This is a genomic window from Streptomyces boluensis, from assembly GCF_009908195.1.
In the GTDB taxonomy this organism is placed as follows: Bacteria; Actinomycetota; Actinomycetes; order Streptomycetales; family Streptomycetaceae; genus Streptomyces; species Streptomyces boluensis.
Genome location: NZ_JAAAHS010000243.1, coordinates 1 through 11,752, shown reverse-complemented (window position 1 = coordinate 11,752; position 11,752 = coordinate 1). Strand labels below are relative to the sequence as shown.

The 11,752-nt window shown below is 71.2% G+C and carries 7 protein-coding genes; 3 read left to right on the top strand and 4 right to left on the bottom strand.

The genetic code is table 11. From position 1 onward, the window contains the following. Window positions 1–497: 497 nt before the first annotated feature. Complete coding sequence (locus GUY60_RS25510) at window positions 498–1,055, bottom strand: MarR family winged helix-turn-helix transcriptional regulator (protein WP_161701802.1); 558 nt, start codon at window positions 1,053–1,055, stop codon at window positions 498–500. A 116-nt stretch (window positions 1,056–1,171) separates the two neighbouring features. Between GUY60_RS25510 and GUY60_RS25505 the strand changes: the two genes are divergently transcribed. Next, complete coding sequence (locus GUY60_RS25505) at window positions 1,172–2,446, top strand: MDR family MFS transporter (RefSeq protein ID WP_161701806.1); 1,275 nt, start codon at window positions 1,172–1,174, stop codon at window positions 2,444–2,446. A gap of 73 nt (window positions 2,447–2,519) precedes the next feature. Here the strand turns inward: GUY60_RS25505 and GUY60_RS25500 are convergent, their stop codons facing one another. Both GUY60_RS25500 and GUY60_RS25495 read right to left on the bottom strand, forming a co-directional pair. Further along, entirely contained in the window at window positions 2,520–4,142 is a 1,623-nt protein-coding gene (locus GUY60_RS25500) for an ATP-binding SpoIIE family protein phosphatase (protein ID WP_161701799.1), read from the bottom strand. A gap of 159 nt (window positions 4,143–4,301) precedes the next feature. Further along, window positions 4,302–5,687 (bottom strand): NAD(P)/FAD-dependent oxidoreductase, encoded by a 1,386-nt coding sequence (locus GUY60_RS25495; RefSeq protein WP_161701797.1) that lies wholly within the window; start codon window positions 5,685–5,687, stop codon window positions 4,302–4,304. Between the two features lie 358 nt (window positions 5,688–6,045). Here GUY60_RS25495 and GUY60_RS25490 point away from each other — a divergent pair, with 358 nt between their 5' ends. Both GUY60_RS25490 and GUY60_RS25485 read left to right on the top strand, forming a co-directional pair. Then, window positions 6,046–6,822, top strand: coding sequence for a TetR/AcrR family transcriptional regulator (locus GUY60_RS25490; protein ID WP_161701794.1), 777 nt, complete (start codon window positions 6,046–6,048; stop codon window positions 6,820–6,822). A gap of 295 nt (window positions 6,823–7,117) precedes the next feature. Further along, window positions 7,118–9,103, top strand: a complete 1,986-nt coding sequence (locus tag GUY60_RS25485; RefSeq protein ID WP_161701792.1) for a sigma-70 family RNA polymerase sigma factor — start codon at window positions 7,118–7,120, stop codon at window positions 9,101–9,103. 40 nt (window positions 9,104–9,143) lie between these two features. Here GUY60_RS25485 and GUY60_RS25480 read toward each other — a convergent pair. Beyond that, window positions 9,144–11,752 (bottom strand): ATP-binding protein (locus tag GUY60_RS25480; RefSeq protein WP_246235633.1); only part of this gene is annotated, 2,609 nt, incomplete at its 5' end.

Genomic DNA, 11,752 nt, shown 5'->3' with positions numbered 1-11,752 from the left:
CCGTGATGGCCGGAGACGGGGTATCAACATATCTGGCGTTGACTTTTGGCACACTGTTGAGTTCTCAAGGAACGGACGCTTCCTTTGTACTCACCCTCTCGGGCTTTCCTCCGGGCGCTTCCCTTCGGTCTTGCGTTTCCGACTCTATCAGACTCTTTCGTGTCCGATTCCCTGTCGGTGGGATTCGCTTTCCGGCCCTTTCGGCCCTTCCGGCGGTGTTGACTCTATCAGATCCTTTCGGGCCTGATTCCCAGTCAAGTGGGTTTGTCTTTGCGGCTGTTGGGCCGTTCCGACGCTCAAACTCTAGTGGATTTCCCCGGCCGTTCAAAATCGGGCCCCGAATTCAAATTCGGGCATGCCGAAATTGATCCCGGTGGGAGATCGTGCAGAGTTTGGTGTGCCGCTCTCGCGGCGAGAGTTGCTGCCGCAGAACCGTTACGGCTCCGTGGCAACCCGGAGAACATTACGGATCTGGCCAGGCAGTGTCAACCCTGGCTTCACTCCAGATCGCTGAGCCGCCCGCCGGCGTCCGGCTGGGCGTCCTCCACCCTGCGCAGCAGCCTGATGAGCAGCTCCCCGAGGACACCGCGCTCCTGACCGGAGAGGTCCTGGAGCAGGTCCTCCTCGAAGACCGTGGCGAGGCGCATGGCCTCCAGCCACTTCTCCCGGCCGAGGTCCGTGAGCTCGATGATCACGCGTACCCGGTTCGACTCGTCGCGGTCGCGGGTGACCAGGCCCTCGGTGACCATGCGGTCGATCCGGTGGGTCATGGCGGCCGGAGTGAGCCCGAGCCGCTTGGCGAGGTCGCCCGGACCCAGTCGGTACGGGGAGCCGGAGAGAACGAGGGCCTTGAGGACCTCCCACTCGGCGTTGCTGATGCCGAGCGTCGCGGTCTGGCGGCCGTAGGCGACGTTCATCCGGCGGTTGAGGCGGCCGAGCGCCGAGACGACCTGTTCGACCTGGGGGTCGAGGTCGCTGAACTCGCGCTGGTACGCGGCGATCTGTTCGTCGAGGGTCGGCTCGGTCGGTGCTGAGGCATCGGCGGTGTCAACCATGCCGGGAAGTATCGCATGAGCCGACTTTGCGCTAAAGGCCTTCGGGTCGTACTCTTTAGCTCTGAACTTTAGCTTCTAAGTCTTCACTCCTAAGGTAGGTGAAAGTGACCAGGGCGATGGGCGCTGCGATGCGCCGGATCCACGTGGGCAACGCGCTGAGTGCGTTCGGTCTCGGCTTTACCGTTCCCTTCCTCTATGTCTACGTGGCGCAGGTGCGGGGACTCGGTCCTACGACGGCGGGCCTCGTGCTCGCCGTCTTCGCCGTGGCCGCGCTCATCGTGCTGCCGTTCACCGGCCATGCCGTCGACCGGCGCGGTCCGCTGCCCGTGCTGCTCGCCGCCCTGGTGACCGCCGCCGTCGGTGCGATGAGCCTCGGCCTGGCCAACAACCCGCAGCTGGTCCTCGTCTCCGCGGCCGCGCTCGGCGCCGGTCAGGCCGTGATGCAGCCGGCGCTCGCGACGATGATCGTGGAGTGCTCGACGCCCGAGACGCGTACGCGCGCCTTCGCCATGCAGTTCTTTCTGCAGAACCTCGGGCTCGGCGTCGGTGGCCTGATCGGCGGGCAGATCGTGAAGAGGGAGCGGCCGGGCGACTTCACGCTGCTGTTCGGCATCGAGGCCACCATGTTCCTGGTGCTCGTCGCCGTGATGGCGACGGTGAAGCTGCCCAGGCAGCCCCGTATCGGCGATGCCACGCCGCAGGCCAAGGGCGGCTGGCGGCAGCTGTTCGGCAACCGCGCCATGGTGCAGCTGTGCGTGCTCGGCTTCGTGCTGTTCTTCGCCTGCTACGGCCAGTTCGAGTCCGGTCTCTCCGCGTACGGCGTCGAGGCCGCCGGGATCTCCCCTTCCACGCTCGGCATCGCGCTGGCCGCCAACACCGGCGCCATCGTGGTGGCGCAGTTCGTGGTCCTGAAGTTCGTGGAGCGGCGCAAGCGCTCGCGGGTGATCGCGTCCGTCGGCCTCATCTGGGCGGTGGCCTGGGTCGCCGCCGGGTACGCGGGCCTCGGGAACGGCAGCCAGGCCATGGCGACCGCCGCGTTCATCTCCACGTACGCGCTGTTCGGGCTCGGTGAGGCGATGCTGTCGCCGACCGTCGCGCCGCTCGTGGCGGATCTGGCGCCGGACGGGATGGTCGGGCAGTACAACTCGGCCTTCGCCCTGGTGAAGCAGTTGGCGCTTGCGGTCGGTCCTGCGGTGGGCGGGCCCATGGGGGCGTCGCTGCACGGGCCGTACATCGTGGTGTTCGTGCTCTTCTCGCTCGGCATCACCGTGCTCGCCGTGGGCCTCGGGCGCCGGCTCACGCCCGCGCAGAACCACCCGTGGGCGGCGAAGAAGAGCCTCGTCGTACGCGAGGGCGCGCCGGCCGAGGTGTCGGTGCCCAGCAACGCCTGAGGCGGACGATCCACGCAGAACCGGGTGGTACGCGCGTACCGCCCGGTTCTGCGTTGACGTGTCAGTTGACGTGTCAGTCGCGCGGGAGCGCGAACTCGCACCAGACCGCCTTGCCGCCGCCCGGGGTGCGCCGTGAGCCCCAGGAGGACGCGATCGTCGCGACGATCGCGATGCCGCGGCCCGCTTCGTCGGCCGGTTCGGCCCGGCGGCGGCGCGGCAGGTGGTCGTCGCCGTCGGTGACCTCCACGATCAGCCGGCGGTCCGTACGACGCAGCCTGAGGCGCATCGGCGGGGTGCCGTGCTGCAGGGAGTTCGCCACGAGTTCGCTGGCGGCCAGGACGCCCAGGTCGTACAGCTCCGTGGGGAAGCGCCAGCTGGCCAGGACTCCGGAGGCGAAGGCACGCGCGCGTGGTGCCGCTTCCACTCCGCCGAGCAGGTCGAGTTCCGCGCCGCGGAAGCGCTCCGCGTCGGTGCCGGTGCGCTTGGGGTGCTGCAGGACCAGGACCGCCACGTCGTCGTCGTGGTCCGCGGTGACGCCCAAGGTGCGGATCAGGCGGTCGCAGACCACCTGCGGGGTGCCGGTCGCGCCCACCAGCGCCTGCTCCAGGAGTGCGACGCCCTGGTCGATGTCCTCGTCGCGCCGCTCCACCAGTCCGTCGGTGTAGAGCACGGCCGTCGCGCCGGGCGGGAAGGGCAGTGAGCCCGAGGTGTGCATCCAGCCGCCGGTGCCCAGGGGCGGTCCGGTGGGCTCGTCCGCGCGGTGCAGCTCGCCGTGCTCGTCGCGTACGAGGATCGGCAGGTGGCCCGCCGACGCGTACGTGAGCCGGCCGTCGTTGGGGTCGTGGATGGCGTACACACAGGTGGCGATCTGGCTCGCGTCGATCTCGGCGGCCAGGCCGTCGAGGAGCTGGAGCACTTCGTGCGGGGGCAGGTCCAGGCGCGCGTACGCGCGTACCGCCGTGCGGAGCTGGCCCATGACCGCGGCCGCGCGCACCCCGCGCCCCATGACGTCGCCGATGACGAGGGCGGTGCGGCCGCCGCCGAGGGTGATCACGTCGTACCAGTCACCGCCGACCGCGGCGTCCGTGCCGCCCGGCTGGTACGTGGCGGCGATGCGGAGGTCGTCCGGAGCCTCCAACTCCTGTGGCAGGAGCGACCTTTGGAGGGTGACGGCGGCCTCGCGGTGGCGGCGCTCGCTGGCGCGCAGCCGCTCGGCGGCCTCCGCGTGGTCCGTGACGTCGGCGGCGAAGACGAGGACGCCGCCTCCGTCGGGCGTGTCGAGGGGCGTGCACGTGAACGTGTACGACCGCCCCGCCGGGCCCTTGCGGGACTTCACCGTGCGCGGCTTGGCGCTGCGCAGGACCTGGTCGAGGAGCGGCAGCAGCCCCAGCTCCGCCAGCTCGGGCAGCGCCTCGTGCGCGGGGACGCCTGTCGGGCGCGGGCCGAACGCCGTCGCGTACGCGTCGTTGACGTACGCCACCCGGTGGTCGGGGCCGTGCACCAGGGCTACGAGGGCGGGGACGCGGTCGAGGAGTCCTCGTACGGGAATGTCCTCCACCGCGGGCGTGGAAGCGGCTCCCTCCGCTTCGTCCACCAGGTGCTCGGCGCGGGCGGCGGGCACGGATCCGCGGTCGGATCGTGCTGCGGCGCGGCGCTGCGTTCCGGGAAGTCGGGCGCTCCAGCGCGTGAAGTTCACTGCGTTAGGCCTCGTGTGATCGCTTCTGGTCGAGACACGGCACTGGGGGATGCCTCGTACATGAGTCGAGGGGCGGGTCGCCCTTGGTCGTGTCCAGTCTGTCCGACCGGACTGACATCCGTCAGACGCCGGTGCTGTACGCGGAGTTCCTGGCTCCGTTCAGGAGGACTCCTTCGGGGGCCTGCCCCCGGCCGCGAGTTCGAACTCCGCACGCGGGTGCTCGAGGGAGCCCAGGGAGACGATCTCGCGTTTGAAGAGTCCGGCGAGGGTCCATTCGGCCAGGACGCGGGCCTTCCGGTTGAAGGTGGGCACCCTGCTGAGGTGGTACACGCGGTGCATGAACCAGGCAGGGTAGCCCTTCAACTTCCGCCCGTAGACGTGCGCGACGCCCTTGTGCAGGCCGAGGGAGGCGACGGAGCCGACGTACTGGTGCGCGTAGTCCTCGAGGGGGCTGCCGCGCAGTGAGGCGGCGATGTTGTCCGCGAGGGCCTTCGCCTGGCGTACCGCGTGCTGGGCGTTGGGGGCGCACTCCTTGCCCGCTTCGGCGGTGATGTCGGGCACCGCGGCGGCGTCACCCGCCGCCCACGCGTGCGTGGCGCCGTCCACGGCGAGCTTGGCGGTGCACTTGATGCGGCCGCGTTCGTTGCGCGGCAGGTCCGTGGCGGCGAGCACCGGGTGCGGTTTGACTCCCGCGGTCCACACGAGCGTGCGCGTGGGGAAGCGGGAGCCGTCGTCGAGCACGGCCACCCGGTCCTGGCAGGAGTCGAGGCGGGTCTCCATGCGTACGTCGATGTTGCGGCCGCGCAGTTCACGGACCGTGTACCGGCCCATCTCCTCACCGACCTCCGGAAGGATCCGGTCGGACGCCTCGACGAGGATCCACTTCATGTCCTCGGGCGTGACGTTGTGGTAGTACCGCGAGGCGTAGCGGGCCATGTCCTCGAGCTCGGCGAGCGCCTCCACGCCCGCGTAGCCGCCGCCCACGAAGACGAAGGTGAGGGCCGCGTCGCGGATGGCGGGGTCGCGCGTGGAGGAGGCGATGTCCATCTGCTCGATGACGTGGTTGCGCAGGCCGATGGCCTCTTCGACGGTCTTGAACCCGATGCCGTGGTCGGCGAGGCCGGGGACCGGCAGGGTGCGCGAGATCGAGCCGGGGGCGAGGACGAGTTCGTCGTAGGTGACCTCGATGGCGCCGGTGCCCTCCTCGTCGGTGGCGAGGGTGGTGACGGTCGCGGTCCGCTTGGAGTGGTCGATGGACTGGGCCTCGCCGATGACGATCTTGCACTGGTCGAGGACCCGCCGCAGCGGCACGACGACGTGGCGCGGGGAGATCGATCCGGCCGCGGCCTCGGGCAGGAAGGGCTGGTACGTCATATACGGATCGGGCGTGATCACGACGATCTCCACGGCGCCCTGCCGCAGCTCGGGTTTGAGCTTCCGCTGCAGCCGCAGCGCGGTGTACAGGCCGACGTAACCGCCGCCGACGACGAGAATGCGGGCCCGGGAGGATCCGGGGGCACTCCCCCGGGAGTTTGCAGCCTTCACCTGTCCATGACGCACTGAGCCCGCGCGTTTGTCCACAGGCCCGGCAATTTGTGTGACTGGAAGTCGGTCGCGCCCAAGGACCCGGCGTGTTCCGGACCTTTGGAGAAATGCGCAGGTCAGGTGGCGACTTCGGAAGATCGTCCAGGGGTGCAATCAGGGTGGAACCGGTGCGTACTCCGATCGGGGGGCGCTCCGTGCGGAACTGGCCTCTTCTGAATTGACTCCGGCTCAACTATGTTCGTGTGACGTCGGGGTGCGGGGGATGTGGTGCGCCACCAGGTCGCCCAGGCCCCCTCACAGACCGGCAGTCAAGGCGGGGAAGTCTCCGGGGGGAGACGTCATTACCGGGGGAACGCTTATGCACATTCAGGATTCTCATTGGGGTTCCGCGTCAGCCGTCGCAGCGGACGACGGCCATCATCGGCGCGGGTCGGGAGACAGCGAGCGCAGCGCTCCGCTGCGCGTGGACGCCCAACGCAATCTCGAGCACGTACTGCGCGCCGCGCGCGAGGTGTTCGGCGAGCTGGGGTACGGGGCGCCGATGGAGGACGTCGCGCGGCGGGCCCGCGTCGGCGTCGGCACGGTGTACCGGCGCTTCCCGAGCAAGGACGTACTGGTGCGTCGGATCGCCGAGGAGGAGACCGCCCGGCTGACCGAGCAGGCGCAGTCCGCGCTCGGCCAGGAGGACGAGCCGTGGTCGGCGCTCTCCCGTTTCCTGCGCACGTCCGTGGCGTCGGGTGCGGGCCGGCTGCTGCCGCCGCAGGTGCTGCGGGTCGGCGTGGCCGACGAGCCGTCGGACGGGCACGGCCAGGACTCGGCGCGGGTACCGCAGCAGCGGCACGGCGCGCAGCCCGATCTGCGGCTCGTGGAGCAGCGACAGGCTCCGGAGCGGGAGGCGCTGGACGAGGCGGGCGTGGACCCGGACTCGGGGGCCGCGGCGCTGCTCGACGTGGTCGGCAGGCTTGTGGACCGGGCCCGCGCGGCCGGTGCGCTGCGCGCCGATGTGACCGTGTCGGACGTGCTGCTCGTGATAGCGACGGCGGCGCCTTCGCTGCCGGATCCGGCGCAGCAGGCGGCGGCTTCGTCCCGGCTGCTCGACATCCTGCTTGACGGGTTGCGGTCGCGGCCCGCGTGAGCGCGTTCGGGGCTTTAGGTATGCCTTGCGGAATAGGCGGCGATGACAGCAATGGCGGCAATCGCGACGAGGGTCGTAATTGCCGGAATGGTCGGGCCTGAAGTCGAGGACGACCGGTCAACCCGCCTTCTTGGCATACCTGTTCAGTGTGCCCCGAATGAGTGAGCGATAGTGCCGGGTTTCCGGAACTCGCCCCGGATGAGTGGTTGACGGGATTCGGGGTTCGGCGGCGTTCTCGCATGTGACACTCTTTCCCGGTGTTCGGTTCGGAGTGTTTGTGCGGGGGCTACGCGCTATGAGCGTTGACGGACAGGACGAGCCGCTCGCCGGTGGCGGCGTCGACTCCAGTGGGCTGCCCTCTCGGCAGGTGCCGAGCCAGGGCGGTCCGTCCGGAGCCCCGAACCCTTCGCCCGCCGCGGGCCCGGAGGGCGTCGGCAACGTACCGGCACAGCGCGCGAGCCTGAACGGTCCGTCTGTGGGCGCCACTTCGGCTGAGGGCTCGACTGCGGGTGCCTCCGGCACGGTCTCGGACGGTTCCCTCACGGATGGCTCCCTGGCGGATGGTTCCCTCGCGGGTGATCTGCTCGCTTCCGGTGAAGTGCCGCTGTCCGACCCGGAGTTGATCGGGCGGATGCGTACAGGAGACGACTCCGCGTACGAAGCGTTGTACCGCCGCCACTCCGAGGCCGTCCGCCGCTACGCGCGCACCTGCTGCCGCGACGGACACACCGCCGACGACCTCACCTCCGAAGTCTTCGCCCGCATGCTGCAAGCCGTACGCGGCGGCTCAGGCCCCGAACACGCCGTACGCGCCTACCTCCTCACCTCCGTGCGACGCGTCGCGGCAAACTGGCAGAAGGCTGGCAAACGCGAACAACTCGTCGACGACTTCGCCCTGTTCGCCACCCAGGCCTCCCGCACCACCGAAGCCGCCGACGACGACACCCTCGAACTCGCCGCCGACGTCGTCGCCATGCACGAAGCCGAACGCTCCATGGTCATGCAGGCCTTCCGCAGCCTCTCCGAAGAGTGGCAGGCCGTCCTCTGGCACACCGAAGTCGAGGACGACCCACTCAGCGAAGTCGCCCCACTCTTCGGACACGCCTCCCCCAACGCCACCGCGCAGCTGGCCAGTCGGGCCCGCGAAGGCCTCAAACAGGCCTACCTCCAAGCCCATGTCAGCGTCGCCCTCGCCGCCGACGACGAATGCGCCCGCTACGCCGACCGGCTCGGCGCGTACGCACGTGGCCGCCTGCGCACCCGCGCCGAACGAGGCCTGCGCAAACACCTCGAAGACTGCTCCAAGTGCCGGCTCGCCGCCGGACAGATCAAGGAACTCGCAGGCGGCATCCCCGCACTCGTACCGGTCGCCGTCATCGGCTGGTTCGGCGCCGCCGGATACTCCATCAAAGCCGGACTCCTCCTCGGCGGCGGCGCCGCAGGCGCCGCCGGAGCCGGAGCCGCAGCGGCGGCGGGCGGTGTCTCCGGCAGTGCCGCTGGTGCTTCCGGTGGCGCGGCGGCCGAGGGCCTCGGTGCCCCGGCGAAGGCCGGGATCGCGGCGGGTGTGGTCGTGGCGGCCGGGGTCGCCGTGGCGCTCGCGCTCGCGGGTGCCCCGCAGCCGACGGCGAAGCCGGAGCCGAAGCCCGCGCCCACGCGGTCGGTCGAGCCGCAGAAGCCCGCGCCCGAGCCGAAGCCGGAGTCCCCCGAACCCGAGCCGCCGGCCCCCGAGCCGTCGCCGGAGCCGACCCCCACGCCGACGCCCACTCCGACCCCCACGCCTACGCCGACTCCCACGCCGACCCCGACGCCGACGCCCACTCCGACCAAGCCGGCACCGCCTCCGCCGCCCGAGGTGTACCCGGTCAACGAGCTGGAGTACAGCGTCCTCGGCGACGGCACCAAGCCCGAGGTGCGGTTCGGTGAGTCCAGCTGGTTCTGGCAGCGGCGCGGGCTGAAGATCGGCGGCCAGGACTACGGCCACGGCGTGACCGTGCACCCTCGCTCCTCCCTCACCATCGACCTCAACCGCACCTGCACCACGTACGACGCGATGGTGGGTGTGGACGACCTGTCGTTCGGCCTGGGCGCGATGCGGTTCTCCGTGCACGCGGACGGGGAGCAGCTGTGGCGCTCGCCGGTGCTGCGCGGCGGCGACCCGGCGGTGCCGGTGCATGTGGACCTGACCGGGCTGAAGACGATCCAGCTGGTCGTCGAACCGGAGTCGGACGCCGACGCGGTGGCGCTCGCGGACTGGGCCGAGTCGCGGATCGCCTGCCAGTAGACGTCCGGCGTGCCTTGGGCCACGCATGACGCTCGCGGTGTCAGCGGGGCTCGTGCGGTTCCCCGTCCCGCAACTCGTCCTGGGCCGCGGTCACTTCAGCCACCGCGCCCTTCGGTGTGAGCGTCGCGCCCTTCGCGCTCTCCGTCTCGTACGCCGTCTCACCGAGGGTCGTACGCAGCCGTCGCTCCAGGCGTTCCGTCGCAGCCCGCTCGGCCATGGAACGGGTCTGCTCGGCGCGCCAGTGTGTGGCCGCGGACAGCAGACGGGCCGCACGCGCGTGGTCGTCGAGGGCGTCCAGCATCGTCGCGACGCTCTCGGTGAGTGCCGCGATCACCGGCTCCGCGCAGCGGGTGCGTACCGCATCGCGCAGGCCGTCCGCGAGGATGGGCAGCGCGCGTAGCGGGGACGACTCCGCGGCGGTGATGCGGCCGTCGAGGTTGGCCACGGCCGCCTCGAACTGCGGGGGCGGGGTCCCCCGGTCGCCCTGGCCCTTGGCCGTCCGCCACTGCTGCCGGGCGCGCTCGATGTCCCCCCGGTCGAGGGCGATGACCGCCGACACGACGCGGACGAGGGCGCGGGCGTCGATGACTCCGTACCGGTCGGCCTCCGCGTCCGCCTCCGCGAGGGCCCGCTCGGCGACCGTCACCTCGCCCGCGTGGTAGGCGAGTTCGGCGAGCCGGGCGATCAGGAAGGGCGCTTCGGCGTGCGCCCCCACTTCGTAGGCGAGGTGCAGTGCCTCCTCGTACTCGTCCCGGGCGGCGTCGAGTCGGCCGCGGGCCATGGCCGCCTCACCGGCGGCGCTGCACACCTGGGCGCGCATCCAGCGGTCGCCCGAGCGTCGGGAGAGCGTCCGCAGCTCGGCCAGGTCGTCGTCGACGCCCGCCATGCCGCCGTGCAGGTCGACGGCCACATGGGTGCGGAACATCAGGGCGACGCCGATCTCCCACGGGCCGCCGAACTTGCGGCAGGTGTCGACCGCGAGGTTCATCGTGGTGTTGCGGTCGGCGCGGTCGTCGAGCACGAACTCCGTGAACGGCCACATAAGTCCGGGGAACGACGCGGACTGCGGCACCGGCCTGGCGAAGGTGTCCCGCAGCCGGGTCACCTCCGCCCGGACCTCGGGGGTCTTGAGCTGCTCCACCGGGCCGTGCTCGGTGACCAGGAAAAGCCGGCCGAGGCGGAGGCGCATCCGTGGCCAGTACCGCGCGTCCTTCTCGGCGTCGGGCCCCTCGGGGTCGGTGCCGAGGGCAAGAACGCGGGCGCCCCAATCGGCGGCTTCCATACGGTAGTTGCGCAGCCACCAGAACCAGCCCATGGAGAGCACGAGCCCGGCGGCGCGCAGTTCGTCGCCCGCCTCTACGGTGCGGTGCAGGGCGGCGCGGATGTTGTCCAGCTCGCGCTCCAGGCGGCGGATCCAGGGGAGTTGGGACGCGGTACGCAGCAGGGGGTCGGCCTCGGCGGCCAGCTCCTGGAAGTGCGCGGCGTGCCGTTCGCGGGCGCGGTCGAGGGCGCGTGGCGCTTCGGCGGAGCGCTCCACGGCGTACTCGTGGATGGTTTCGAGCAGCCGGTACCGCATGCCGCCGGAACCGGCCGCTCCGGCTGCACCACCTGCTCCGCCTGCTCCAGGAGCCGTGTCCGGGGCTGGGGCTGGGGCCGGGTGTGGGCCCGTGTCCGGGTCGGCGACGATCAGGGACTTGTCGACCAGGGCGCCGAGCAGCTCGGCCGCGCCCGGGCCGCAGACGGACTCCGCCGCGGGCAGGTCCCAGCCGCCCGCGAAGACCGAGACATCGCGCAGCACTTGGCGCTCCCGCTCGTCGAGCAGGTCCCAGGACCAGTCGACGACCGCGCGCAGCGTCTGCTGGCGCGGCAGCACCGTACGACTCCCGGAGGTGAGCAGCCGGAAGCGGTCGTCGAGCCGGTCGGCGATCTGGCGCGGGGTGAGCAGCCTGAGCCGGGCGGCGGCCAGCTCGATCGCCAACGGGAGCCCGTCGAGGCGGGTGCAGATCTCCGCGACCGCGCCGGGGTCATCGGCGGGGTCGAAGCCGGGGCGCACATCGGCGGCGCGCTCCGCGAACAGCCGGTGCGCGGTCGCCTCGGGCAGCGGGTCGACGGGGCGCACCGCCTCGCCGGGCACACCCAGGGGTTCCCGGCTGGTGGCGAGGATCCTCAGCTCGGGGCAGCGGGTGAGCAGGGTCTCGGCCAACCGGGCGGCGGAGTCGATGAGATGTTCGCAGTTGTCAAGGATCAGGAGCAGCCTGCGGGGTGCGCAGTACTCCACGAGCAGGGCGGCCGGGTCGTCCTGCGCCGTCGAGTGCTCGCTCGTCATCAGCACCGTCTCGCGCAGGCCGAGCGCGCTGACCACGGCGCCGGGGACCGCCTCGGGGTGGTCGAGCGGGGCGAGCTCGGCGAGCCAGGCCGGTGCGGGGTGTCCGGCCGCCGTCTCCTCCGCGAGGCGGGTCTTCCCCGAGCCGCCGGGCCCGGTGAGGGTGACGAGTCGTGCCCTCTGCAAATCTGAACGGATGGCGGCGAGTTCGGGTTCCCGGCCGACGAAAGAAGTCAGCCGGGGCCGGAGATTCCCGCCGCGGTCCTCGGCGGTGCGGGGCTCGGCGGTGCGGTCATCCGTGGTGCTGTCTCTTATACAGATGTGAC